The organism is Protofrankia sp. CiP1_Cm_nod1 (genome assembly GCF_920888515.1).
In the GTDB taxonomy this organism is placed as follows: Bacteria; Actinomycetota; Actinomycetes; order Frankiales; family Frankiaceae; genus Protofrankia.
Genome location: NZ_CAKKTM010000255.1, coordinates 1 through 2,517 on the forward strand (window position 1 = coordinate 1; position 2,517 = coordinate 2,517).

Here is a 2,517-nt window from a genome sequence, read left to right on the forward strand (position 1 = left end):
GCCGCGACCAGGGGCGGGTGGCGGGCGGCCCGGGCCGACGGCGACGGCAGCGGGCTGCTCGCCCCCGGCGCCCCCGCGACGTTCGCGGTCTGGCGGGTGACGGGGGAGCTGGTGGTGCAGGTACCGGACTCCCGCGTCGCGGCATGGTCCACCGACCCGCGCGCCGCCGTCGCCGGCCTGCCCGATCTCGACGGGCCCACGCCGGCCTGCGTACGCACGGTCGTGCGCGGCACGATCATCCACGACCTGCTGTAGGGCCCGCCGGAGCGCTTCCGGCAGGAAGCCGTGCCCCTGGCAGGAAGAGACAGCGCCCCTGGCAGGAAGAGGACACGAGAAAGGGTCCCGGACCGCCCTTCGGACCGATATCGTGCACCGCCGGATGCGGACGCGACATCGTTGTCTAGGGGACGATCTGGGACCCTCCGGGCTGTCCTGCAGCCCCCCTTCGCCAGCGACGAGAAACTTCCTGTCCGAACCCCGCCGCTGACCGGGCCTGGTAGCAGGCGATCAGGGACGTGTGACCGCCCGCTGGCCGCCGGCCGGTCCAGTTGTCAGGGAAGGCACTCCCGCAGCCGTCTGATGAGTGGACAGGATGAACGGTACCGGTCGTTACTCGGTCGCTGTCAACCACACGTTCTCCGCGGATCCGTCTCCCGTTCTTCTCGGTTCCCCGGACGCGGCGCGCTCTCGCCGCCGCGGCGGCGCGTCAGTCAGGCATGACGTGTGCATGGTCGCGCCATGGCCGCGGATGACCACACAGCGCGAATTGCGCGTTAATTGTTTTTATCCGGGCCCCTCGGGATGCCTCGGGCCGCGGACGCCGGACTGTCATCGATCTTTTTCGAACTTTTTCACAACGCACAGACTTCACAGTAGATATATCAACTATTAGACAATCAGTACACAAAAATCGCCTACAGCGTCCCGCGACCGCCCCGCGACACCGGCACGCCGGCCGGGGACGCATAGCGTACTTGTCCAAGTACTGCGTGTAGTATTATCGGCTGCGGTTCCGTACGGGACCCGGGGCGAGCCCTGACCGCGGCACGGGCCACGAGCCGGCCGTGCCACCGGGAGCCCTGCTACCGGGAGGCAGCCGGGCAGCCGCCGGGAAGCAGCCACCAGGCCCGGGAAGCAAGAGGCCCGGGAAGAGGGAAGGAATGACCGCCACCGATGTCGCCCACCGCCCGGCCGCCGGCCACCGGCAGCCGGCCGATCCCTCCCGAAGGACCCTGATGAGCTGGCTGGCTCTGGTGGCCGCGATCGCCTGCGACGTGGCAGCCACCTACGCCCTCGCCGCCTCCCACGGCTTCCGCAACATGGTCCCCTCGGTCCTCGCCGTCCTCGGGTTCCTCCTGACCACCTACCTCTTCGGTGTCGCGCTCACGAGGCTGGGCCCGAGCGTGTCGTACGCCGCCTTCGGGGCGCTGGGGACCACCGCGGTCGCCGTCATCGGCATCGCTCTGGGCACGGAGCGCGCCAACTGGCTCAAGACGGGCTCCCTGGCCCTGATCATCATTGGCGTGGCGCTGCTCCCGCTCGCCGACCACCGGGACAAGGCCGCTGCACCGCCTGCCGCGCACGGCCCCGAACGGCCCGCCCGGGGCTGAGATGCCAACCAGGCAACACCGACACCCGCCGGGAACCGTGCGCATCATGGGTCCCCATCCGGGGGAACGAGAGGACGAACGGTCGCCTTAGCAGCCGTTTCCGTACTCGTTCCACACTTGCCCCCATGATCATGACAGGATGTGTCACCACAGGGTCCTGGCGTCGTCTCCGGTCCGGGCCTGAGCCGCGGCGGCCTCCCGGGCCCGGGAGGCGGATGTTTCGCCGACCCGGTCGATGGCGGCCCAGCCGGTGGCCGACACTGGAAGTGTGGCAGCCCAGGACATGCCGAGCGCGGGCCGCGGCACGAGCCGCGGTGCCGTGACCTGCGCGGACGACACGTCCGGGGCGGACGCGGATGCCCCGTCATCCCAACGGCCGCCCCAGCGGCTGGTTCGGCGCCTGGCCCGCCGGCTGACCCGGCCGCTGGTGGCGGCCACCGCCGGCGTGCTGCTGTACCTGGCGTTCCCGCCCACCGGGATCTGGCCGCTGGCGCCGGTCGCGGTCGCGGCCCTCACCCTGGCCGTGCGCGGTGTGCGCCTGCGCTGGTCGTTCGCCCTCGGCATGCTGTTCGGTCTCGGCTTCATGCTGGCGATGCTGCGTTTCGTGATGTTCGTCGGCATCGACGGCTGGGTGGCGCTCTCGGCCGGCGAGGCGGCCCTGCTCGCGCTGGTCGCCCCCGCGAGCACCGCGGTGACGCGGATGCGTGGATGGCCGCTGTGGGTGGCCGCGGTGTGGGCCGTACAGGAGGCGGTACGCGCGCGGGCGCCCTTCGGCGGCTTCCCGTGGGGGAAGCTGGCCTTCAGCCAGGCGGACGCGCCGCTGGCACCGCTCGCGGCACTCGGCGGCACACCGCTGGTGACCGCCGCGGCCGCCGGCACCGGCGCGCTGCTGGCCGCGGCCGTCATC

1 protein-coding gene and 2 pseudogenes are annotated in these 2,517 nt (G+C 71.6%); all 3 read left to right on the plus strand.

Annotated elements, in window-relative coordinates; all coding sequences use genetic code 11:
- Positions 1–255, plus strand: a pseudogene (locus tag NBX02_RS11630) (amidohydrolase); the annotation flags it as partial.
- Positions 256–1,160: 905 nt separating this feature from the next.
- Positions 1,161–1,610 (plus strand): DMT family transporter, encoded by a 450-nt coding sequence (locus NBX02_RS11635; RefSeq protein WP_250287579.1) that lies wholly within the window; start codon positions 1,161–1,163, stop codon positions 1,608–1,610.
- 283 nt (positions 1,611–1,893) lie between these two features.
- Positions 1,894–2,517, plus strand: a pseudogene (locus tag NBX02_RS11640) (apolipoprotein N-acyltransferase); the annotation flags it as partial.